This window comes from Agrobacterium sp. LY4 (genome assembly GCF_001526585.1).
In the GTDB taxonomy this organism is placed as follows: Bacteria; Pseudomonadota; Alphaproteobacteria; order Rhizobiales; family Rhizobiaceae; genus Agrobacterium; species Agrobacterium leguminum.
Genome location: NZ_ASYA01000004.1, coordinates 163,597 through 185,283 on the forward strand (window position 1 = coordinate 163,597; position 21,687 = coordinate 185,283).

The 21,687-nt window shown below is 58.7% G+C and carries 22 protein-coding genes and 1 pseudogene; 13 read left to right on the plus strand and 10 right to left on the minus strand.

Features of this window, described 5'->3' with window-relative positions:
- Positions 1-19: 19 nt before the first annotated feature.
- From L904_RS06900 to L904_RS06935, 8 genes and pseudogenes are all read left to right on the plus strand, one after another.
- A pseudogene (locus L904_RS06900) lies at positions 20-996 on the plus strand (substrate-binding domain-containing protein).
- Between the two features lie 117 nt (positions 997-1,113).
- A complete protein-coding gene (locus tag L904_RS06905; protein WP_035263575.1) occupies positions 1,114-2,604 on the plus strand; it encodes a sugar ABC transporter ATP-binding protein in 1,491 nt (496 codons plus the stop codon).
- Positions 2,597-3,613 (plus strand): ABC transporter permease, encoded by a 1,017-nt coding sequence (locus tag L904_RS06910; protein WP_003521642.1) that lies wholly within the window; start codon positions 2,597-2,599, stop codon positions 3,611-3,613. The genes L904_RS06905 and L904_RS06910 overlap by 8 nt, the downstream gene beginning before the upstream one ends.
- Entirely contained in the window at positions 3,610-4,605 is a 996-nt protein-coding gene (locus tag L904_RS06915) for an ABC transporter permease (RefSeq protein ID WP_035263576.1), read from the plus strand. The genes L904_RS06910 and L904_RS06915 overlap by 4 nt, the downstream gene beginning before the upstream one ends.
- 1 nt (position 4,606) lies before the next feature.
- The gene (locus tag L904_RS06920) at positions 4,607-5,455 is read left to right on the plus strand and encodes a sugar phosphate isomerase/epimerase (RefSeq protein WP_035263577.1); all 849 of its coding nucleotides are present in this window, start codon (positions 4,607-4,609) and stop codon (positions 5,453-5,455) included.
- Positions 5,456-5,481: 26 nt separating this feature from the next.
- Positions 5,482-6,147 (plus strand): nucleoside triphosphate hydrolase, encoded by a 666-nt coding sequence (locus L904_RS06925; RefSeq protein WP_035263578.1) that lies wholly within the window; start codon positions 5,482-5,484, stop codon positions 6,145-6,147.
- Between the two features lie 66 nt (positions 6,148-6,213).
- Positions 6,214-7,083 carry a sugar phosphate isomerase/epimerase family protein gene (locus L904_RS06930; RefSeq protein ID WP_035263579.1) on the plus strand — a complete coding sequence of 290 codons (870 nt, stop codon included), beginning with the start codon at positions 6,214-6,216 and terminating at the stop codon, positions 7,081-7,083.
- A 177-nt stretch (positions 7,084-7,260) separates the two neighbouring features.
- Complete coding sequence (locus L904_RS06935; RefSeq protein WP_035263580.1) at positions 7,261-8,256, plus strand: hypothetical protein; 996 nt, start codon at positions 7,261-7,263, stop codon at positions 8,254-8,256.
- Between the two features lie 48 nt (positions 8,257-8,304).
- Here the strand turns inward: L904_RS06935 and L904_RS06940 are convergent, their stop codons facing one another.
- The 5 genes from L904_RS06940 to L904_RS06960 all read right to left on the minus strand — a co-directional run bounded on the left by L904_RS06940 (position 8,305) and on the right by L904_RS06960 (position 12,115).
- On the minus strand, positions 8,305-8,718 hold the full coding sequence (locus L904_RS06940) for a curlin (protein ID WP_035263581.1): 414 nt from the start codon (positions 8,716-8,718) through the stop codon (positions 8,305-8,307).
- Between the two features lie 167 nt (positions 8,719-8,885).
- Positions 8,886-9,284, minus strand: a complete 399-nt coding sequence (gene csgH / locus L904_RS06945; RefSeq protein ID WP_035261443.1) for a curli-like amyloid fiber formation chaperone CsgH — start codon at positions 9,282-9,284, stop codon at positions 8,886-8,888.
- Between the two features lie 62 nt (positions 9,285-9,346).
- Entirely contained in the window at positions 9,347-9,784 is a 438-nt protein-coding gene (locus tag L904_RS06950) for a curlin (protein WP_035261441.1), read from the minus strand.
- A 136-nt stretch (positions 9,785-9,920) separates the two neighbouring features.
- Positions 9,921-10,730 carry a cyclase family protein gene (locus L904_RS06955; protein WP_035261440.1) on the minus strand — a complete coding sequence of 270 codons (810 nt, stop codon included), beginning with the start codon at positions 10,728-10,730 and terminating at the stop codon, positions 9,921-9,923.
- A 176-nt stretch (positions 10,731-10,906) separates the two neighbouring features.
- On the minus strand, positions 10,907-12,115 hold the full coding sequence (locus L904_RS06960) for an MFS transporter (RefSeq protein WP_035261438.1): 1,209 nt from the start codon (positions 12,113-12,115) through the stop codon (positions 10,907-10,909).
- Between the two features lie 231 nt (positions 12,116-12,346).
- On the opposite strand from L904_RS06960, the gene L904_RS06965 reads away from it, so the two are divergent.
- Positions 12,347-14,290, plus strand: coding sequence for an ABC transporter ATP-binding protein/permease (locus tag L904_RS06965; RefSeq protein ID WP_035261437.1), 1,944 nt, complete (start codon positions 12,347-12,349; stop codon positions 14,288-14,290).
- Between the two features lie 183 nt (positions 14,291-14,473).
- Positions 14,474-15,286 carry a nickel-binding protein gene (locus tag L904_RS06970; RefSeq protein WP_035261435.1) on the plus strand — a complete coding sequence of 271 codons (813 nt, stop codon included), beginning with the start codon at positions 14,474-14,476 and terminating at the stop codon, positions 15,284-15,286.
- Positions 15,287-15,328: 42 nt separating this feature from the next.
- On the opposite strand, the gene L904_RS06975 is transcribed toward L904_RS06970, so the two are convergent.
- The 3 genes from L904_RS06975 to L904_RS06985 form a co-directional block, all read right to left on the minus strand.
- A complete protein-coding gene (locus tag L904_RS06975; protein WP_035261434.1) occupies positions 15,329-17,344 on the minus strand; it encodes a hypothetical protein in 2,016 nt (671 codons plus the stop codon).
- Positions 17,345-17,593: 249 nt separating this feature from the next.
- Positions 17,594-17,998, minus strand: a complete 405-nt coding sequence (locus tag L904_RS06980; RefSeq protein ID WP_035261432.1) for a hypothetical protein — start codon at positions 17,996-17,998, stop codon at positions 17,594-17,596.
- Positions 17,999-18,043: 45 nt separating this feature from the next.
- A complete protein-coding gene (locus tag L904_RS06985) occupies positions 18,044-18,262 on the minus strand; it encodes a hypothetical protein (protein ID WP_003521599.1) in 219 nt (72 codons plus the stop codon).
- A 179-nt stretch (positions 18,263-18,441) separates the two neighbouring features.
- On the opposite strand from L904_RS06985, the gene L904_RS06990 reads away from it, so the two are divergent.
- Positions 18,442-18,783: a helix-turn-helix transcriptional regulator gene (locus L904_RS06990; RefSeq protein ID WP_035261430.1), complete on the plus strand. Its 342-nt coding sequence runs from the start codon at positions 18,442-18,444 to the stop codon at positions 18,781-18,783.
- Positions 18,780-19,703 (plus strand): SRPBCC family protein, encoded by a 924-nt coding sequence (locus L904_RS06995; RefSeq protein WP_035261427.1) that lies wholly within the window; start codon positions 18,780-18,782, stop codon positions 19,701-19,703. The genes L904_RS06990 and L904_RS06995 overlap by 4 nt, the downstream gene beginning before the upstream one ends.
- 62 nt (positions 19,704-19,765) lie before the next feature.
- On the opposite strand, the gene L904_RS07000 is transcribed toward L904_RS06995, so the two are convergent.
- On the minus strand, positions 19,766-20,125 hold the full coding sequence (locus L904_RS07000; protein WP_035261422.1) for a hypothetical protein: 360 nt from the start codon (positions 20,123-20,125) through the stop codon (positions 19,766-19,768).
- Positions 20,126-20,327: 202 nt separating this feature from the next.
- On the opposite strand from L904_RS07000, the gene L904_RS07005 reads away from it, so the two are divergent.
- Positions 20,328-21,077 (plus strand): DUF5131 family protein, encoded by a 750-nt coding sequence (locus tag L904_RS07005; RefSeq protein WP_035261419.1) that lies wholly within the window; start codon positions 20,328-20,330, stop codon positions 21,075-21,077.
- Here the strand turns inward: L904_RS07005 and tcmP are convergent.
- Positions 21,038-21,687: three-Cys-motif partner protein TcmP (gene tcmP / locus L904_RS26795; protein ID WP_210178843.1), on the minus strand; the 650-nt coding region annotated here is incomplete at its 5' end. The two genes, L904_RS07005 and tcmP, sit on opposite strands and share 40 nt — an antisense overlap.

Sequence of the window (21,687 nt, forward strand, 5' to 3'; positions counted from 1 at the left end):
TTTTTTGAGGAGGAACATCATGAAGAAAATTATTGCTGCAGCGGTCGGCCTGTCGCTCGCGCTGCTTTCGTCCGCAGCCTTTGCCGAAGGGCCGAAGGTGGGCGTCGTCGTCAAGATCGGCGGCATTCCGTGGTTTAACGCCATGGAGGCCGGCATCAAGGAGCAGAGCAAGAAGCTCGGCGTTGACGGTTTCATGGTCGCCCGACCAGCGCCGATCCCGCCCTGCAGGTCCGTGCCATCGAAGACCTGATCGCCCAGAAGGTCGATTTCATCGGCGTTGTGCCCAATGATGCGAAGGTGCTGGAACCGGTACTGAAAAAGGCCCAGGCCGCCGGTATCAAGGTCATCACCCATGAATCGCCCAAGCAACTCGGCGCCGACTGGGATTTCGAACTGGCTTCCGCCAAGGGTTTCGGTGAGGCGCATGGCAAGCTCTTGGCGGAAAAGATGGGCGGCAAGGGCTCCTATGCCGTCTTCGTCGGTTCGCTCACCGTTCCGCTTCATAATGCCTGGGCCGATGCCGCCATCGCTTACATCAAGGCCAATTATCCGGACATGAAACTCGTCGGCGATCGCTACGGCGTGGCGGAGGACCTCGACAAGAGCCGTTCGACGGCGCTTGACCTGATGTCCGCCAATGCCGATCTGAGCGGTTTCCTCGCCTTCGGTTCGCAGGGACCGATCGGTGCCGGGCGCGCCGTCGAAGAGCGACGCAAGGATGGCAAGGTCTTCGTCATCGGCCCGTTTTCGCCGGGGCAGGGCGCCAAGCTGATCAAGTCGGGGGCGCTGACGGGTGGATTTATGTGGAACCCGAAACAGGCCGGTGAGGTCTTCATCACCCTCGCGGATCGTATCGCCAAGGGCGAGACACCCAAGGCCGGTGACAATATCGAAGGTCTCGGCACCATCAATCCCGAGGGTAACACCATCGTCGTCGACCAGCTTTTGAAGATCGACAAGAAAAGCATCGACAAGCTCGTTTCCATGGGCCTCTGATCCTCCCCAAGGCCAAGGGCGTCGCGCGAGTTGTAATACTCGCGCGACGTTCCATCTGGAAAACATGCCGAGCGCCACGTCTGCAATGCTGCCGCGGCGAAGGAGATTTACATTATCATGAGCGCAGAACCGCTCCTGTCCCTTAAAAATGTCAAAGTCACCTTCGGCGGCGTCCGCGCGCTGAAGGGTGTTTCTTTCGAGGTCAATCCCGGTGAAGTGCATTGCCTTGCCGGCGAAAACGGCTGTGGCAAGAGCACGCTGATCAAGGTCATAACGGGCGTTTACACGCCCCAAAGCGATGCTGAGCTCTATTTCGACGGCAAGCCGATAGCCACGATGACCCCAACGCTTGCGCAATCGCTTGGCATCCAGGTGATCTGGCAGGATCTGGCGCTGTTCGATGAAATGACGGTGGCTGAGAATATCGGCTTCCAGTACGCGGTGAATGGAAAATACGGGCTGGTCGACAAGCGCGCCATCGAACAGGCGGCCGAAAAGGCGCTGGCCCGGCTCGGCGTCGAGATTGATCTCGACAGGCCGCTCAAGGAACTGCCTATCGCCCAGCGTCAGATCGTGGCGATTGCCCGCGCGCTGGTCGGGGAAGCGCGGCTCGTTTTCATGGACGAACCGACCGCGTCGCTCACGCAGTCGGAAACGGATTACCTGATCGACATCGTCCGCAACCTGTCGGCCTCCGGTGTCGCGGTTGTCTTCGTCTCGCATCGCCTTGCGGAAGTGCTCGAGATTTCGGATCGCATAACCGTGCTGCGGGATGGATCGCTTGTCGGTGTCTTTCCCGTTGAAGGCATGACCCAGTCTCGGGTGACCGAGCTGATGACCGGCCGCAACTTCGATAGCGCCGTCATTGCCGCCGATCACGATGACAAGCCCGTCGTTCTCTCGGTGCGCGGGCTGAGCCGGGCCGGCGAGTTCGAGGATGTTTCGTTCGATCTGCGGCGGGGAGAAACGCTCGGCATTACCGGCCTGCTTGGAGCCGGCCGCACGGAACTGGCTTTGACGCTGTTCGGCATGCATCGGCCGCAATCGGGTGAAATCCTCATCGATGGAAAGAAGGTGGATTTTCATTCCAACCGCGATGCGATCCGGGCGGGCGTCGCCTATCTTTCCGAAGACCGGCTATCGCTTGGTCTCAACCAGCCGCAATCCATTGCCGACAATCTGGTCATGGCCTCGCTCGACCGGCTGCTGAGCGGCGGCCTGATCTCACCGTCGAAAAAGGCGGATGTCGTTTCCCGCTGGATTTCTGCGCTCGGGGTGAAGATCGGCCTGCCCGAAGATCCGATCCGCACGCTTTCGGGCGGCAACCAGCAGCGTGTGGCGATTGCCAAGTGGCTGGCGATTGGGCCGAAAATCCTCATCCTCGATGCGCCGACCGTGGGGGTCGATGTCGGCGCGCGCGCCGGCATCTTCGAAATCGTCCGCAAGCTCGCCGCACAAGGTCTCTCGATCATCGTGATCTCCGACGAAGCCCCGGAAGTTTATTTCAATACAGACAGGGTCATCCACATGGTCGAAGGCCGGTTCCACGCCACCTATGATCCGCGACGCCTGTCGCTTACCGAACTGGAGTCCGCCATCTATGCGTAGGCTCATTCTCGGACATACGACCGAATTCACACTGCTTGTCGTCATGGTGCTGCTCTGCACGGGACTGTCCTTCGCGACCGACCGGTTCCTCACCATCTCCAACGCCTTCGATGTGCTGAATGTCTCGGCGGTCAACATCATCTTCGCGGTCGGCTTGCTCGTGGTGCTGATCTCCGGCGGCATCGACATCTCCTTCGCGGTCGCGGCCTCCGTCGTTCAATATGTCACGGTGCTGGCGCTCAATGCGCTCGGCGGCGGCAACTGGGCGGAAGGTTTCATCATTGCCGGCGCGGTTGGCCTTGGTCTCGGTTTCGTCAACGCCTTCCTTGTCTGGCGGCTCAACATCATTTCCATCGTCGCGACCATCTCCACCTTCAACATCTTCTTCGGGCTGTTGATGTTCTTCACCAAGGGCGTGTCGATCTACGATCTGCCGGAATGGCTGTCGACGCGCGTGGTGTTTTACGAGCGCGAGATGTCCGATGGTTCCTGGGTCGAGCTGACGCTGCCGGTCGTGGTCATGATCCTCTGCTGCTTTGCCACCTGGTTCATGATCTCGCGCACCACCGTCGGCCGCAAACTCTATGCCTTCGGTGACAATCCCGAAGGCGCACGCCGCTTCGGCATCAATATCGGCGCCATGCACTATATTTCCTTCGGCTGGCTCGGCCTGATGGCGGGCATTGCCGGGCTCATGCAGGCGCATTACGCGCAGGAGGTGGTGCCGAACGCGCTTTATGGCCGCGAGCTGGATGTTCTTGCAGCCACCGTCCTCGGCGGCGCGCGGCTTGGCGGCGGCAAGGGCTCCGTCATCGGCTGTGTGCTCGGGGTGCTGATGGTGTCGATCACCCAGAACGGCCTCAACCTGATGGGCGTTTCTCCCTTTGCCTTCAAGATGATCGTCGGTGCCATCATCCTCATCGCTATCACACTCTCTTCCACCCGCTTCGACAAGCTCCTGCCGAGCGCCTTACGGACATCCGCAAAGAAGGGGAGCGCCCAGCGATGAGCAGCCTTGTCAGGAAATTCAACGCGATTTTCGGTGCCGACATGGCCGGGCCGGTGATTGCTTTCATCGCGGTCATGCTCATCTTCGGAACCTTTGCCGATAACTTTCTCTCGCTAGCGACATTCGGTTCGGTCGCCTTCCAGCTGCCGGAACTCGGTCTGCTGACACTGGCGATGCTGCTGCCGCTGCTGACGGGCGGCATCAATCTGTCCGTCACCTTCGCCGCCAATCTTTCCGGCCTGGCCGCAGCCTGGGTGCTGCAGGCCCATGGCGGGGTGGATGCGCCGCCGAGCGCCTTCCTGTTCGCCTGCCTTGCCGCGCTTGTCACCGGCGGGGCTGCCGGAGCGATGACTGGGGCGGCGATTGCCTACACCCGCGCGCACCCCATTCTGGTGACGCTGTCGATGATGATCTTCCTGCGTGGCCTTGGCGAGTTTCTCACCCGTGGCGGAGACGTTTCCGGTTTCCCCGCCTATATGGCGCCACTCGGTCACGGCACGCTTCTCGGTCTGCCGATCCCGCTTCTGATCTTCATCGTCTGCGTCGGGCTCTGGCATGTGCTGCTGACGCGCACCAAGCTCGGCTTCGGCCTGTTGATGATCGGCTCGAACATCGAGTCCGCGCGTTATTCGGGCCTCAATACGCGCAAGATCCAGGTTCTCGTCTACACGCTCTCGGGTCTGATGTGTGCGGTTGCCGGCATCATCATGCTTGCCCGTTTCAACTCCGTCCGTGTCGGCCACGGGGAATCCTACCTGCTGATCACGGTGCTCGCGGCCTTTCTCGGCGGCATCAATCCGTTCGGCGGTTTCGGTCGGGTGCTGCCCGTCTTTGTCGCGCTCATCGTTCTGCAACTTCTGTCATCCGGCCTCAATCTTCTTGGCGCCAACCAGCATCTGGCAACGGCGCTCTGGGGCGTGCTGATGATTGTCGTCATGGCGGCGCGCGGCCTGTTTTCAAGCTACTTCGCATCTCTCAGAAAGAAGGTATGACGTGAAAGGCTTCGGTGTTCACGCAATGATGTGGTCTCTCAAATGGGACCACGAAAACGCCAGACGGTCCATCGCCGCTGCTGCGGATTACGGTCAGGATTTCATCGAGATTCCGCTTATCGATATTCCCGCCGTCGATGCAAAACACACGCGCGCCCTGCTGGAGAAATACGGCTTGCGCGCCGTCTGTTCGCTGGTGCTGCCGGAGCCCGCCTGGGCGTCCGTGCGTCCCGATGCGGCAATCGGCCATCTGAATGCCGCGCTCGACAAGGCCGCCGATATGGGCGCGGAAGCGCTGACGGGTGTTACCTATGGCGGCACCAATGAGCGAACCGGATTTCCGCCGACACAGGGTGAATATGACAATCTGACAAGGGCGCTCTCCAGCGCTGCCGGCCACGCAAAAACACTTGGCCTGCAATTCGGCATCGAGACGGTCAACCGCTACGAGAACCATCTGCTCAATTCCGCCGAACAGGCGGTGGCTCTGGTGGAGCGCATCGGCGCCGACAACGTCTTCATCCATCTCGATACCTTCCATATGAATATGGAGGAAAAGGGCATCGCCAATGGCATCATCGCCGCCCGCAACCATCTGAAATACATGCATATGTCGGAAAGCGACCGCGGCACGCCGGGTTGCGGCAATGTTGCCTGGGACGAGGTGTTTTCGGCGCTCGCGGCCATTGGCTTCAAGGGTGTGCTGACGCTCGAAAGCTTCGCCGCGATGCCCAGGGAGATGGCGGGCGCGATTTCGACCTGGCGGCCGGTTGCGCCCAGCGCCGATGAGGTTCTCGACAGGGGACTGTCATTCCTGCGCGACAAGGCAAGCCAGTACCGCATTTTCTGAAAGCACTCATTATCGGGGCAAGCACCTTGAACACTATTGACGATAATGCCCGCGAGATTGCGGGCCTTGCCCTCCAGCGACTGGAAGGGTCAAAGGGCCGGCGTGTGATGATTGCGATTGCCGGCGCTCCCGGATCGGGAAAATCAACCATCGCCGAATGCGTGGTCGATACGTTGAATGCAGGCGAAGGCGTGTCCGCCGCACTGTTCCCGATGGATGGTTTTCATTATGACGATGCCGTTCTGGAAGAGATGAAGCGCCGTCCCTTCAAGGGCGCCATCGATACCTTCGATGCTCACGGCCTGCGCCACATGCTTGAGCGCCTGAAGGCCAATCAAGACGATGTCGTTGCCGTCCCCGTCTTTGACCGGGCCATCGAAATCGCCCGCGCCGGCGGCCGCCTGATCCCGCAATCCGTCGATATCATCGTCTGCGAGGGCAATTATCTCCTCGCCGGCCAGTCGCCATGGGATCGTCTCAAGCCGATCTTCGATCTCACGATTTTCGTTGATGTCGACGAAGACGACCTGCGTGCGCGGCTGCGGGACCGCTGGTGGAGCTTCGGTCTCGGCGAGGACGAGATCAACCGGAAGGTGGAGGAAAACGATCTCCCCAACGGCCGCTTCATCACGTCGACAAGCACGGAGCCGGATCTTCGCATCGGAAATCCGGGAAGCAGTTCCGCGTCCTGAACCTGCCTGAAGGGCTGAGCCTCCCTATCCAAAGTCAAGCGAAACAGAAAAGCGAAAGAGACCCCCATGAAACACGGCATCTATTATTCCTACTGGGAACATGAGTGGAGCGCCAAGTTCGGCCCCTATATCGAGAAGGTCGCCAAGCTCGGTTTCGATATCATCGAAGTGGCCGCCCACCACATCAATGAATACAGCGACGCCGAACTCGCCGTCATCAGGCAGAGCGCGAAGGATAACGGCATCATCCTCACCGCCGGCATCGGCCCTTCGAAAACCAAGAACCTGTCGTCTGAGGATGCCGCAGTTCGCGCAGCCGGCAAGGCGTTTTTTGAACGTACCCTGTTCAATGTCGCCAAGCTCGACATCCACACTATCGGCGGGGCATTGCATTCCTATTGGCCGATCGACTATTCGCAACCGGTCGACAAGGCGGGCGATTATGCGCGCGGTGTCGAAGGCATTCACGGCATTGCCGATTTCGCCAATGATCTCGGTATCAACCTGTGCATCGAAGTCCTCAACCGCTTCGAAAACCACGTGCTCAACACGGCGGCCGAAGGTGTTGCTTTCGTCAAGGATGTCGGCAAGAACAACGTGAAAGTCATGCTGGATACCTTCCACATGAATATCGAGGAAGACAGTTTTGGCGAGGCCATCCGCACGGCCGGCCCGTTGCTGGGGCATTTCCATACCGGCGAGAGCAATCGCCGCGTACCGGGCAAGGGCAGAATGCCCTGGCACGAAATCGGCCTCGCCCTTCGCGATATCAATTACACCGGCGCGGTCGTCATGGAGCCGTTCGTCAAGACCGGCGGCACGATCGGCTCCGACATCAAGGTGTGGCGCGATCTCAGCGGCGGCGCCGACCTCGCGAAAATGGACGAGGATGCCCGCAATGCCCTGGCATTCTCCCGTTTCGTCCTTGGCGCCTGAATAAGCGCATTGACCGGGCGGCGGCCATCTGTCGCCCGGTTAACACCGAAAAATGTCCCAGCAGATCGCTGGCTTGTCCCGCTCGCCATCCCCAGAGTTGAAAAGACAACCGCTTGTGGGCTAAAGCCCTGATGTCTCTTCAGGATCAAAACGATCCGCCCAAGACCATTGGTTTGCATGATCCCTGTCGCACTCCCCTCCGTCGAAGCGCTGCTTCTTCTTGCCTTCTTGCTCATCACGACCCTCATATGGATCGTCTGGACGCTCTCGCTGTTCGTTCGATATGTGGCAGGCCGCTGGAAGCGCCCGATGATCCTGCCCTATGGGCTGGTAACCGTCGTCGCGCTTTTCACCCTCTTTCGGTTCGGTGATTTTTATCTCCAGATGCGCGCCTATGACAAAGAGAGGGCGGCAAGCCATCGGCCGGAACTGCTCGAGCCAACGCGCCTTGGCCAGATCGATATGCCCAAGGGCACGAAACTCGAACTGGCCATTGCCAACAACAGGGAAGCCTTCGACCGGGCCGTGTTTCCACATCCAGTGCGGGTGGCAGATATCGATGCCGTCGAAATCGCCCGTTATATCGCGATAAAAACCAACGAGAACTACGAAACGGTGGGCTTTACCCCGCAGACCATGCGGATCACCGGCAACGGCGTGACCACCCAGAGCGGCTGGCGCTGCGACGCGACGCAACCGGTGGAGTTCGATCTTTCGCCCGATGGCGGCATATCCGCTTTCAGCAACTGCACTCTTTCCGATAGCAATGTTGTTGATGGCATTACCCTGCCGAAAGGCACGTCCCTGCGTGCCTCCACGGGAAATGTCTATATCGATGGCTTCGTCGATTCCGATCGATGGGTTCTCGATACGGCTAAGGACCAGACCGTTCACATCGACGGTTTCGATCTTTCCGAGGCGACGCTTGCCCTTGATGGCGAGCGAAAACTCCACGAGATCAAAAGAGGTGTCCTGTCAAAAGACGCAACGCTCGGGACGCTTCACCATGCTGCCGGAACCAATATTCGCTACAATCCCCGGCATCTTCGCAAGGACTATCCCGGCGCGTGGTTGATAATCGCGCCCCTGCCGGCTGCCGATGCTCCACCGGTGCCGTCGCACGGTATCGTGCAGGGCAGGGACGGAAAGGTTCTGTCCGTTCTCCAGAATTGATCCCGCGCGGCGGCGAGGTGCCGTGGGCATGGCAGTTCGGTTATTGCCTCACCAGCCATAGCTGAAAGTCAGGCCGCTGCCATTGTCGCCATCCTGCACCACATTGGTTTGCGTGTTGCGGCCATACTGGAAAATGCCATAGGCGTTGTTGTTGCCATTCTGCTGCAATGTTGCGGCATGACCGTTGCCCCGTTGCCGGATGAAACCGAGATTGCCGCCGCCGTTCTGGGCGATGTCGGCGGCGTTGCCACGGCCGAGCTGCCGGATATCGGCATCCTTCAGGCCACGGTACAGCGAATAGGCGCGCAGCCCGGTGGAAAGAAGATCTCCATCCGCTGTATCGCCCGGCGCGAGGTCGAATGAAATCCGGCCGCCGGCCTGAGCGGGTGCGGAAAACCCGATTGGCGCGAGGCTGCCGACAAGCGCAGTAATGGTAATAAGTTTCAATAGGTTGTTGGTCATTCTTATCTCCATCTGTCAGCCTCTTGCCGATGATCCACTGTCGCATTTCGCAACTGAACCAGACCGGAATTGCCCATTCACATGTCGTTCAGCGGTTCGGCACGATCAAAAGAAAAGGGCGCCGAAACCGGCGCCCTTTCTGGTGAAATATACGACATGACGGCAGCCTAATCGCCGCCAATCTGCTTCGTACAACTGAAGCTCCTGCCATCGATCACGAGATCGAGCACCGCCTTGTAGCGGGCTCCCTTCGCATCGAGCGTCACCGATCTCAGCAGTTGCGAACGTCCGGCCGCGGCGTCGAAGTCGCCGCCCTGATTGATGACGGAACGCCCGCTGCCGCCCGATTTTTCGACGTGAAAGGAGTAGGTCCCGCCGCCACCGGTGTCACCCTTCGTGACGGCCTCCAGCCTTACCATGCCGGCCTGCGGTGTTGCCCTGATCTCGCAACGCTGCCCTTCGGCCGGTTCCTTTGCAGTCGATATGGCCGCAACGGCGCCGAAAGGAAGCAGGGCCATTGCAAGGATCGCCGCCAGACGGCGTGGATGTCTGAGGGTATGGGGCATGGCTCGTCTCCCTGACGATCTGATATTTCGATCTCGACGCGTTTCACCTCATCGCGGGCTGCTTAAGGGCAGGCCTGCACGAAGGCCGCGACATTGTCGTTGCCGCCCTGGCTCACATTGGCGCTGCAGCCACGGCCCACCTGAACACCGGCCGCGATGTTGCCGTTGCCGTCCTGGGTGAGGATGGTGGTGTGGTTGGAGCCGAATTGCCCGATGCCGGCCACGTTGCGGCTGCCGTTCTGATAGGTGGAGCCGTAATTGTCATGCCCCTCCTGACCGACGGCCGAAAGGTTTTGGCGACCGTACTGATGGCCGACAATCCGGTTGTAACCGCCGTTCTGGTAGGTGCGGATCCGGTTGCCATAACCTTCCTGCGCGCCACCGGCAGAGTTGGACCAGCCATATTGTTCGATGCGCACATCATTGGCCATGGCGGGTGCCGTGGCGGCGATGCCAACGAGAACAACGAGTGCACTTGCAATAAAAGACTTCCGGATCATGACTGTGTCTCCTCAGGCGGATAGGACCGCGGTTGAACGTCTTTGTTTTAGACGGTCCCGTTGGAACGGAAGCTGAAGAGATTATTCAGTCGTAGTTCATTCGGCCGCATTGTCGTTGCGGCGCTGTGCGCCGGTATCAGACCAGGGCCAGAATCCGGGCCGGGCCACCCGTTCCGCCGCGGTGTGCCGGCGCGCCGACGATTATGGTCGCTCCCTTGACCGGCAGAGCCTCGAGGTTGTTCAGCCCTTCGATGCCGTAGCGCCCCGCCGGCAGCCAGGAATTGTGAACCGCGAAATCTGCGGAGTTGCCCGGATCCAGCGAAAGCGTGTCGACGCCAATGGCGACGGTGTCGAGCTTGAGCAGAAGGTCGGTCGCCGATTTGCCGAAACCGGGGAAGGCGAATTTTCCGGCGTCGTCATTGCGGAATGAGGGGCTCTTCACTTTTTTTGCCCAGCCGGAGCGCAGAGCCACGATTGCACCTGCCGGGATGTCGCCATTCGCAGATATCCAGCGTTCGATGTCTTCGGCTTCAATGGTGGAATTGGCATCGTCTTTGGCGCGGTCGGTGATGTCGACGATGACAAGCGGCGCGACAAGTTTCTGCGGCTCCAGCTGGTCGACGCTCGCGCCATCCGCGCTGAAGTGGAAAGGCGCATCGATATGGGTGCCGGTATGTTCGTAGATGGTGAGTTTGTGGAGCTGATAGCCGTCCTTGGCGATCTCCGCTGCCCACTCATATTCTATGCCCGGTTTGCCATCGAATGTGGGGAATGTGGAATCATAGGTATGGGTGAGATCAACGACCTGCCGGGGCGATTGCGCCAGCACCGGGGCCGCCAGGCTGCCCGCCGTCATGGCCGTTAAACCGGCCATGGCGCCCTTGAATAGCAGGCGTCGTGACAGCATGTTCTGTTTTACGTTCTCGATCACGCAGTTGTTGCACATGCCTCAGTCCCTCCATTGAGAAATCCCTGTTCTCAAGCGTAGCGCAAAGGTGGAGTGACGCAAGGCAGGACATCCCCTGATTTTTGACCCGTGTTCGGATGGCGGTTTCGGCTAGTCGCCGCGCATCCGAGTGCCGCAGGGAGTTGCCTCGCCTGCGGCCCCGGAAAAGGCAGGGATCAATCAGGACGCTGCAGCAAGGCGAGAGCGACCGTGGATGCAGCCAGGATTGCGGTCAGGGCCAAGGGAGCGGTCGCACCGTAGGAGTCGACGATGTAGCCGCCGAAAACCGCACCGATACTGATAGCCACCTGAAAAGAAACGACCATCAGGCTGCCTGCTGCCTCCAGAGCATCGGGTGCGCCGCGCGAAAGATTGGTCGGCAACACCACGGGCGCCATGCCGAAGGCAAGGCCCCAAAGGGCGACGAGAGCAAAGGCGGCGCCGGTATGAACACCCCAGACAACGAGGGCGATTGTCGCAAATGCCATCAAGGCGGCGGTCACGACGAGTGCGAGGCGGATACTGGTATCGGCCATTCGGCCGCCCGCGACATTGCCGATCACGGAGGCGACGCCAAACCCGAGCAGGGCGAGTGCAATCGGCTTGGTGCCAAGCTGCGTTACCTGTTCGAGGAAAGGACGGACATAGACCGAGCCGGCGAAATGGCCCGTCATGAGCAGCAGGATTGCAAGCATCCCCAGCTGAATGCTACGCCGCCGCGTCAGCCGCAGAACATCGGAAAGACTGTTACTTGTACTTGCCGGCAGCGACGGCAGGCTGAGTATCTGAAGCAGCATGGCAACTATGGCAAGTCCCGCCGTCATCGACATGGCAATGCGCCATCCCAGCCAGTCGCTGATCAGGGCGCCCATCGAAGGAGCAGCGATGGTGGCGAGCGAAACGCCGAGGGTAACGATAGCCATGCCGCGCCCGGTCGAATTTGCGCCGACAAGCCGCGCCACAACGGCAACCGACAGCGCCCAGAAACCGCTGAGCGCAATACCCAGCCCCGCCCGGCCCAACAGCAATAGCCAGAAATCGGCGGCAACCGATGCCAGAACGTTGGAGGCGATTGCCAGCGCGCTAAGACCGACAAGCACTGTCTTGCGGTTCAGTTTGCCGATCAGAACATTGCTCAACAGGGCCGTCACCGCGCCCACGGAGGCGGTGGCGGTGACGACTTGCCCGGCTGTCCCTTCGGTGATGCCAAGATCGCGCGCCATGGGCGTCAACAGGCCCGCCGGCAGGAACTCGGCCGATACCAGCGCAAAGCTGGTGGCCGCCATGGAAAGAACAGCGAACCAGGTCGCCGCCGTCCATGCGGGTTCTTCTGTGGTCTCCAGGGGGATAGCTACCCCATCAAACTGCGATGTCGTGTCCGTCATGACGTCTCTCCTTGAGTTGAGAGAGTTTTAGACGGTTTTTTCCGGATGATATGTATCTAAAAATCCGAATTTCATGCCTATTCCTCCGAAATTTGTGCATCGCACAACGTTCGCCGCGCTATTCGCGTGAAGAAGATGCCTTTGCAGTGATCGGGCCGGTCCCGCTTTTTGCGCCAACCGGAAACTGTTCCGGGCCGGCAACTTTTCAAACCGTCATCCGTTTATGCATCCATGACCGATGCTGACGCAAAACCGAACCCGATCGATGGCACCGGCCAAAAGGGTGCAGAGAATGTTCATGCCAACGACGCACCCGATGATCCCCTTCCGCCGGAGGAATTGGAGCCCGCTTCGGGTTTGACGCCGCAGCAGGCCGAAGAGGCTCGCAAGCGATATCTTCTGAAGCGCTTCCTGATCAGCGCGCGGGGGTTCTGGAGCCGCCGTGGGGATGGGCTTGCCTGGCCGTTCTCCATCGGGCTTCTCGCTATGATCGGCGTCAATGTCGGTTTCCAGTACGGCATCAACGTCTGGAATCGCGGGATTTTCGATGCGATTGAAAAACGGGATGCATCGACGGTCTACTTTCTCGCTTCCATATTCCCGCCGCTGGTTCTCGGAAGCGTTTTCATCGTGACCTCGCAGGTTTACGTCAGAATGCGTATTCAGCGGCGCTGGCGGTCGTGGCTAACCAAGGTGCTGGTCTCCCGATGGATTGCAAATGGCCGCTACTATCAGCTCAACCTGATCGATGGCGACCATCAGAATCCGGAGGCGAGGCTGTCGGAAGATATGCGGATCGCCACCGAAGCGCCCGTGGATTTCGTAGCGGGCGTCATTGCCGCCTTCGTATCGGCTTCCACCTTTATCGTCGTTCTGTGGACGATTGGCGGCGCGCTGACGCTGCCGATCGGAGGGTTATCGGTCACGATACCCGGCTTTCTCGTGATTGCGGCGGTGATCTATGCGCTCATCACATCGAGTTCCATCGCGTTGATCGGCCGTAACTTCGTCCGGGTCTCCGAGGTAAAGAACCAGCTGGAGGCGGAATTCCGTTACACGCTCACGCGTGTCCGGGAAAACGGGGAGAGCATCGCCCTGCTTGGCGGCGAAGAGGAGGAACGGAGCGACCTCGACAGGAGGTTCCGCAATGTCCGGCAGCAGTGGAAGCAGATGGCGCAGCAATATATGCGCACCACGGTCGTGTCGCATGGATCGATGTTGATTGCGCCCGTCGTTCCGCTTCTTCTCTGCGCGCCCAAATTTCTCGATGGAAGCATGTCTCTCGGTCAGGTCATGCAGGCGGCATCCGCTTTCACCATCGTTCAATCCGCCTTCGGCTGGCTGGTCGACAATTATCCCCGGCTGGCGGACTGGAATGCCTGCGCACGCCGCGTTGCCTCCCTGATGATGTCGCTTGACGGGCTGGAGCGGGCCGAACAGAGCGATAAGCTCGGCCGGATCGTGCGCGGTGAAACGGAAGGCGAAACGATGCTCAGCCTCAAGGATGTTTCGGTGTCGCTCGGCGACGGCACGGCCGTGGTCAAGGAGACCGATGTGGAAATCGGGCGGGGAGAAAGGGTGCTGGTCGCAGGTGAATCCGGATCCGGTAAAAGCACGCTCGTTCGGGCAATCGCGGGCCTTTGGCCATGGGGCGGGGGCAGCGTCAGTTTTCGGGCCGGCAGCCGGCTTTTCATGTTGCCGCAGCGGCCATATGTTCCCTCCGGCACCCTTCGCCGGGCGGTCTGCTATCCGCAGGCGGCCGAGAGCTGGACTTTCGAAGAGATAGGAGAAGCACTCGACAAGGTTGGTCTCGGCCATCTCAAAGACAAGGTGGAAGAGGAGGCGCCGTGGGACCAGACGCTGTCGGGCGGTGAAAAACAGCGGCTGACCTTTGCCCGCCTGTTACTGAACGACCCGGATATCATCGTCATGGACGAGGCGACTGCGGCTCTCGACGAAAAAAGCCAGGACAGGATGATGCAGACGGTGATCGATGAATTGCCCGACGCCACCATCATCAGCGTGGCGCACCGTGCCGAGCTGGAGGCCTTCCATAGCCGGAAGATAACCTTGGAACGGCGGGAGGGCGGCGCAAAGCTGGTCAGCGATATCCACCTCATTCCCCGCAAGGCCCGCTCCCGCTCCCTGCTTCGGCGCATGGTCAAACGCAGGTAACTCGCTGCGGCTGTCGGGAATGCTTGCGGGCATGTCGCCTGCGAAATTCTAACGCGAACGAATATCGCCCTTTCCGGGTTCCCGCCTTGTGCGGCGTCACCCGTAAGAACGATAGACGGCAATTCGGCGAAGTCATAAAATGGCTGGCAGAGGAGGCAACGATATACTCTTGGGAGGAAACCAATGCCTATCTTCATGGACCGGCACGAGCTTGCCGGCGTCTCCGCTGCGGATATCGCCGCGGCACATCTTAAAGATCTCAACATCCAGGATCGGTACGGCGTCAGGTTTTTGACCTACTGGTTCGATGAAAGGCGCGGTACTGCGTTTTGCCTTATGGATGCTCCGGACGCTGAAACCGCGCAGTGCGTGCATCGGGAAGCGCACGGGTTTGTCGCCAGCGAGGTGGTGGAAGTCGCCCTGTCGGCGGTGGAAGCGTTTCTCGGGCGAATACAGGACCCGGTGGCGCCTGGGGCCGCCTCGAAAAATATGGACCCCGGCCACCGCGCGATCCTCTTCACGGACATCGTCGGTTCAACCGAAATGACGGCCCGCCTCGGCGATCGCATGGCGGCGGAACTCATCCGGGCGCATGATGCCCTCGTGCGCGGTTGCCTGGGGCGGCGCTCGGGGCGGGAAGTCAAGCACACCGGCGATGGCATAATGGCCGTGTTCTCCTCCACGCCATTTGCGGTGGATTGCGCCATCGATATCCAGCGCGAGTTCCATCGTTACAACAGCGACAGGGGTGAGCCCATCCATATCCGTATCGGTCTGGATTGCGGGGAGCCTATCGAGGACAGCAATGATTTCTTCGGCACGACCGTGCAATTGGCGGCAAGGCTTTGCGCCGCCGCCGAGAGCGACCAGATCCTGATATCGGACAAGACTTTTCAGGAATATGGCGGCGCCGATGTCCTCGTGCATGGCGATCGTTACAGGCTGAAAGGCTTTGCCGAGCCGGTCCTCGCCTATAGTTGCGAGTGGCTGCACTAGCTTCGGTTTGTGCAGCCACTGAAGGGGCAGAAATCGCCCGATTTATTCGGCCGTCGCCTGAATATCGACCTTGTCGAGAAGCCCCATCGGATTGTCGGAAGCGGCAACCAGATCGAAAATGCCGACACCGTTTGCGCCGGTGGATTTGACCGTTACCGTCAGGGTCCCGGGTTTGCTGATGAACTGGACGAGTGCTTCCACGGCGTTTTGCAGCTTCGGCTGTTCAGCTGCCACCTGCGGCAGCATCATGCTCGCCACCAATGTCAGGGTGGCGCGTACCTGATCTTCCGTCATGTCGTTCTGCAGGGCATAAAGCTTGATCGCCTTGGCTATCAAACCTTCGTCCTTGATCGTGAGCTTCATTTCACGGCCGGCAAGCCCGAAGAGCGCCGCCTGCGCGCGATTGACGTCGAAGGAGAAGAACTCTTCCGTAAAGCCGCTTACCAGACCGGCAAAATTGACGCTGCCGAAATCCTTGCTGCTGAGCGATATATCGCGGATCACCAGATTGCTGTTCGGTTCGTCCCAGCCTGCGGCAAGGCCGTAAGAGAAGGCCAGCGTTTCGAGACCCAGTTTGCGGGCTTCGACGAAAACCTCCTCCGTCGAGTCTGCCGGGATCGGAAGCGTGAGCTCGTCCTGCCTGATCTCGATATCGGTCGGAATGCCGTTGAAGGGCTTGGTCAGCCCCATCTCGAAATTCTTGAGCGAGAATTTGATACGTTCCGGCGTGCCGGCCGTTTCTTCCTCCGTTTCCTCCTCCGGCTTTTCCGGCGCGGCGATATCGACGTTGATGCCGCCGAGGCGCACCCGGCCAAGTTCCGGTATCAGGCGATTGAACTGGAAGGTCTCGATCTGCGTCTCGTCGAGCGCGATGATCTCGGAGATTCCCTTGAGCGTCGAACTCCAGTCGAAGCCCTTGAGGCTCGCTTCCGCGACTTCGATCCTGCCGTCGCCGTCTCCGATCGACATGCCATTTATGCCGAAGTCGAGCTTGCGGCTGTCCATCTGCATGTCGATGCGGTCGATGGTGGCCTTGACCCTTTTGCCGGCCGCTCCCTCTTTTTTATCCGGCGCATCCACCTTGAAGCCGATGAGCTGCATGTTGCTCTTGCCGATCATGTCGAGAATGGAGACGGCCTTTGCGAAAAGCGCCTGACGTTCCTGCGGTGAAAGCGCTTCAGGGTCTGGGGTTGCCGTCAGCGCTTTCAGGGTATCCAGCAACGGTTCGGATGGCATGCGGGCGGTAAAGCCATCGCTGCGGATTTCATCGTAGCTGAAATGACCGTCTCCTTCAGAGAAGGAAACTGCCTTGACGGAGAGCGGCCCATAGAGCGGCTTCGCTTCCTTGTCGTCCGGGCCCGCCTTTTCCGTATAGAGCCGGGCGAGATAAGCGACGTCGATGTCCTGGCCGGCGATCACGCCGGTCGACACGACCATATGCTTGTCTTTCATCGCACCTTCGCTGTCGGGGAGCTGCATCTTGATGTCGTAGCTGCCATTGTCGATAGAGTATCGGGCAATGCGGCCGCCGGCGATCTCAGAGAAAGTGAGGTTCCTGTAAACGGTCTTCTGCTCGGTGGTCGCGACGGACTGGGTAAACGTCACCTCCGGCGTGGAGATGCTTGTCGCCGCGAAGCGCTCGATGCGCCGGGGCAGGGAGCCGCCGTTTCCTTCCGCCTGTGCCGGCTTTTCGAATGCGGCATTCTCGACGCGGGCCTGCGTCATCGAAATCTTTCCGGTCGGCACATCGATATCGATGGTGTTCATGTCCAATGCGCCGTCCAGAAACGGAAGTTTCGGACGTCCGTCGATAGCCGCGATCTTGATATTCCTGCCCTCTTCAAGCGGCAGCGTCAGATCGCGAACATGAATTTTCCCGAGAAAATCGACCTCGATGGAAGTGGCCGTCGCACCGCTGCGGGCAACCAGTTCCTTCACCTTTGCTTCGTAGAAGGTCTTGCCGCCGATGACGCCTGCGGCAGCAACGGCAATAATCGCAACTGCCGCCCAAAGCGCCCTGCGCCGACCCTTGCCGGTCTGGATGTTTTCCTGTTCCACGAAGTGAGTCCTCTCTAACGAACTGATATTGGCTGCCTTTTAAGCACGCAAAAGTTGCTTAGCAAGTGGCCATTGCCAGGCGTTTTTCGAGAGAAGGATTGTCATGCCAATGATGCCCGGAGCCGCGTCTCAAGGAACAGCCTTCGGTCAACGGCCCTGTCGGAGAACCGCCTCATAGGCGGCCCAGTCAGGCAGGATGTTGGCGTGCCCCACCCGTCGAAAGCGAAGGGTCATTTTATCTGCGGTGCTTCACACGCCCTTTATGATATTGCAGATGCCTTCGCGAATGACGTTCTTGTCGGCGATCTGTCCTGCCTGAATATTGAAAACGGCATCGATCCGCACAGCATTGCCTTTCTGCCGTGCGACCACCCGCAGTGTCTGAATTCTGCCGCTGCCGCTGGTTTCCTGATGGGCATCGATAGACGAGAGCGCCTTGTTGATCTGGATACCTGAAAAACCTTCAGCAGCGACGGCCTGTGCAAGCTTTTGAAGCACCGCGGGCGCCTTGGCCTTCGGCAGTTCCTGCCATGATTTGTAAGAAACGGCGGTCACCATCGGCACGCCGGAAACGGTGAAGTTCTTCTCGCAGGAAGCTGCGAAGGCAGGGCTTGAGAGGGCGATGAGGCCAAGGGCTGCGATGAGGGATTTCATTGGTATGATCCGATCGTTGGTGAAGGTTTTCAACTGTTGCCCATGTCAGAACGACGACCGTTTTCCCCGGTAGGTCGAAGGCGGCGGCAAGGCTTCATGGGCTTGCGCCAGCGTTTCCAGCCATGTTGCGAGGCCATCGGGAACGGCTTCATTGCCGGCTTCCAGCGCTTCGATCCATGAGAGCTCGCATTGCAGGGCAGAGGCAATATTGATTGGCGTCCAGCGGATAACCCGCAGGCATTCGTTGAAGCGGTCTGGCGACATGATGATTTGTTATGTTCCCCGTCATTTTCCTGGCGAAGCTCACTCACATGGATGCGAGAGTCAATCATTTTCTGCAACTTTTGATGGATCGTTTCCCCTGTGTCCTTTGCCTGATAAAACTTAGTCGACCTGCTAAGTTTCTGCTTGCCCCATCGCGATGAAACATGATAGTTAGCAATATGACTAAGCATCATCAGGACCTTTCACTGATCTTCCAGGCTCTGGCCGATCCGACGCGGCGGGCAATTCTGGCGCGCCTCGGCGGCGGTCCGGCACCGGTCATGGAACTGTCCGCTCCCACGGGGCTGCGTCTGCCCACGGTCATGCGGCATCTTTCCGTGCTGGAGGAGGCGGGGCTGATCGTCACGTCCAAGGATGGGCGGGTGCGCACCTGCGCAATCGTACCCGAAGCGCTGGAGCCGGTAAGCACATGGCTCGATGAGCAGCGAGCCGTGTGGGAGAGCCGGCTTGACCGGCTGGAGGCATTTGCAATGCAGGCCATGAAGGAGGAATCCGAATGACAACGAAACCGGATCAGGAAAGCGCACACGCTGAACCGCATCAGCGGCAAGACCGTTTTGCGACGCTCAGCTTCGAACGGGAAATTGCCGCTCCGCTATCGGCTCTCTGGCAGGTCTGGCTCTCACCCGCCGCCCGGGCGGTGTGGGCCTCTCCCTCGCCGTCGGTGACGGTGGAGTTCCTGGAGGCCGACAGCAGGCTGGGCGGTCGCGAAGTGTCGCTCTGCAAGGTCGCCGGCCAGCCGGATATTCGCTGTGAATGCGGCTGGCTGGAGCTGCAGCCAGCCCGCCGCAGCGTGAATTACGAGGTGGTCTCATCCGGCGGCGTAACGCAATCGGCAGCGCTGGTGACTGCCGATTTTCAGGGTGCGGAAGAGCGTAGCCGCTTGACCGTAACGGTGCAGCTTTCCTCATTGGCCGAGGATATGCGCGATGGCTATCAACAAGGTTTCAGCGCCGGTCTCAACAATCTGGCCAGCGTGGCCGGGCGAACCATGGTGCTGGAGCGAACGATAAAGGTGCCGCGAAACATTGTCTGGAAAGCCTGGATGAACGAAAAGACGCTGCCGCAATGGTGGGGGCCTGAAGGGTTTTCCTGCCGCACGAAGAGGATTGATCTGCGGACCGGCGGCGAATGGGTCTTTGACATGATCGGCCCTGACGGCACAGTTTTCCCGAACCATCATCGTTATGTCGAGGTTCGACCCGAAGAGAGGATCGCCTATACGCTGCTGTGGGGCGAAAACGGGCCGAAACATGCCGACGCCTGGGCCTCTTTTGAAGATCAGGATGGCGCGACGAAAGTTGTGCTGGGCATGGTGTTCAGCACGGAAGCCGAGTTCCAGCAAGCGAAGGGTTTCGGCGCCGTGGAGCTGGGTCAGCAAACGCTGGGCAAACTGGAACGCTTCGCCAAGGCGCTATAGATGCGCCGTGCCGTCAGCTCCATGTGCAGGGGTCTCGATACTGGCTCCTGTCCAGACCGGCATTAATCTTCAAAGCCGCTCTGCACGTGCGAGACCGTCTTGCAGGTCCCGCTGTCTTTCTCGCCAACCATGCGCTTATCACGAATGACTGAACCTTTGGCGATGTCGATCTCCCATGCCACCGAGCCTTCATTTAGGCTCGCCTTACCACCGGCAAAGGTGCCTTTCTCCATTCTCTGACTTCCGGAAGCCGGGACATAGACTCCAAATGTCCCGGCGGCTTCGTCAAGAGCGAAATTGAACACCTGAGGAGTTCCCTTCGAACTTGCGAATTCGCAGCTGAGGTATGTTGGCGCGGCAAAGGCAACAGTGCTCGAAGAAAGCAAGGCGGCGGCGGTTCCTGCGATGACTTTTAATGCCATATGCTCATTAGTTCGCTTGTAAGAGTAATTACTACGTTTGTCTGGATCGGTTTTTTTGCATTTTAATGTTCTTTCGAGCGAGTTGTCTACTTTAGTGATTTGTGCGGGAATATTTTCCGAAAAAGGATTCTATTCCTTGAATTTTATTTAGGGAATTGTTACTCTGATATTTGATAATCTCGCTCAGAAATGCGAGGCGAAGATGGCAGACACAGCAATCGAGTGGACAGATGCGACTTGGAATCCGGTGGCCGGTTGCTCGATTATGAGCGCAGGTTGCATGAACTGCTACGCTATGAGGATGGCAGCACGCTTAGAGGCAATGGGTGTCGATAAATATAAGGGACTGACTCGTGTAAGCGGTGGGCGTCCTAAGTGGACTGGTTCAATCACGCTTGACGAAGATGCGTTGGCCCTTCCGAGAGGTTGGAAGAAGCCAAGAAATATTTTTGTGAATTCCATGTCGGATTTGTTCCATCCAGATGTCCCTATCGACTTTGTCCGCAAGGTCTGGTCAGTAATGAACGAGACTCCTCACCATACCTATCAAATTTTAACAAAACGACCGGATCGAATGGGGGAAATCCTCAGAGATGGTTTCGATGTTTTGCCAAACGTCTGGCTTGGCACTAGTGTTGAGGATAGTCGTGTTACTCATCGAATTAGTGAATTGCGGCAAGTTCCCGCAGCGATTAGGTTCGTGTCTTTTGAACCTTTGATTGGTTCTGTCGTCGGCGGCGATCTGAGCGGTATTCATTGGGCTATAGTGGGGGGAGAATCTGGACCGAAAGCGCGGCCCATGGATTCGGTATGGATTGATGAGATTTTCAGTATGTGTACTGAGGCGGGTACAGCGTTTTTCTTTAAGCAATGGGGCGGGAAAAACAAAAAGGCTACTGGGCGAATATATCGTCAGCGTACCTGGGATGAAATGCCCGCTTTGAGTATATGATTTGCGATCCTTGACGCGACTTTTACCGCTTTTTCGTTTGGGTTTGATACTGCGAAGAACAAGGATGCCATTGGAGCGCCATTAGCGTGCCGAAGTCTCAGAGGCTTCAACACCTTACCTTTGAAAACCGTCGAAAGACGACTTTGCACCCACTCCTCTATCCTATTTACATCGTAAGAGCGGTATTCGCTTGACGCTTGAGCAAACATATCTGCTTGGTATGGGCTGCTTTCGTACCACTCACGGCGCCAAGAATCAGTACCAAAAACGCGATTTAGAGATTCAATTTTAGATGAATCGAGTTTCGATGGATCTCTCGGCGCGTTACGATATAGCCCTGAGAGCGGAAAAAAATACCAACAATCAAGTGCCTGTGTGTCGGCGATTGCTTTTACTGTGTCCCAAGAAACTTCCATTCCGTAAGGGTCTAAAAATATTACCCCTCGTATTTTCTCCCTGTGCCAGTCGTACTTGCGACAAATTCGTTGCACTATTTCGTTGGCGTCACCGCTTCTGACGCGTGCGGGTTTCGTGGGGTGTCTAGAAAGCAGTGACTGTAAACCACTAACTTTCGCAGGGTCCTGTTGACCTGCCACTGAAGTTTCATCCG